We start from the raw sequence: 657 nt of genomic DNA on the forward strand, positions 1-657 counted from the left end.
CCTTGGGAAACATTTGTGGAAGAGACCGGTGAGAGACCGGGACACTACTTCCTGCCCTCACGTCATGTTCGCACTCGAACCCGAACGAACGGCCAAGAATCAACCGAATCGGTGGATCAAGGCTTAACCAGGCCGCGAAAATCGCCCGACAAGAGTATTCGGCACTTCCCGACCGGATCCACCCCCACATGCTGCGGAAAACGAAAGCGATGGACCTCTACCAGGAAGGAATCCCCTTACCGATCATCATGCGGCTCCTCGGACACACCAACGCCTCAACCACTGAAGCGTTCTACGCTTTCGCGACCACCGACATGATGCGCCAAGCCATCACCGCTGCAACCCCGACGCCGACTGCCCCGAAATTGACTGACTCTCAACTGGAAGCGTTGTACAGTCTCCGGTAGCTGATCGAAGCGTTAACCCGAGGAATGAGTACGACTGCCCGGTCTGATCAGGCCGAACGCAGATTCCTCGGGTTAACGAAAACCTCGGCATAATCGCTATTAACCCGAATTCGGGTTAATAGCGACAGAGGAGTGCAGTATCGGGCTCTGCGCTACACCGAGGCATTGGCTGAGGCTGAGGCAGTAGCGTCGGTGGGATCGGTCGGCGATAGCTACGACAATGCCATGGCCGAAGCGCTGAACTCGTTAT

1 protein-coding gene and 1 pseudogene are annotated in these 657 nt (G+C 56.5%); both read left to right on the plus strand.

All coding sequences use genetic code 11. The annotated features are described in order from the left end of the window. Positions 1–107: 107 nt before the first annotated feature. Positions 108–407 carry a tyrosine-type recombinase/integrase gene (locus tag ACPUD7_RS17735; RefSeq protein ID WP_425120649.1) on the plus strand — a complete coding sequence of 100 codons (300 nt, stop codon included), beginning with the start codon at positions 108–110 and terminating at the stop codon, positions 405–407. Between the two features lie 117 nt (positions 408–524). Continuing rightward, positions 525–657 (plus strand): annotated as a pseudogene (locus ACPUD7_RS17740) (IS3 family transposase); the annotation flags it as partial.

This window comes from Brevibacterium sp. FAM 24630 (assembly GCF_049804075.1).
Classification (GTDB): domain Bacteria; phylum Actinomycetota; class Actinomycetes; order Actinomycetales; family Brevibacteriaceae; genus Brevibacterium.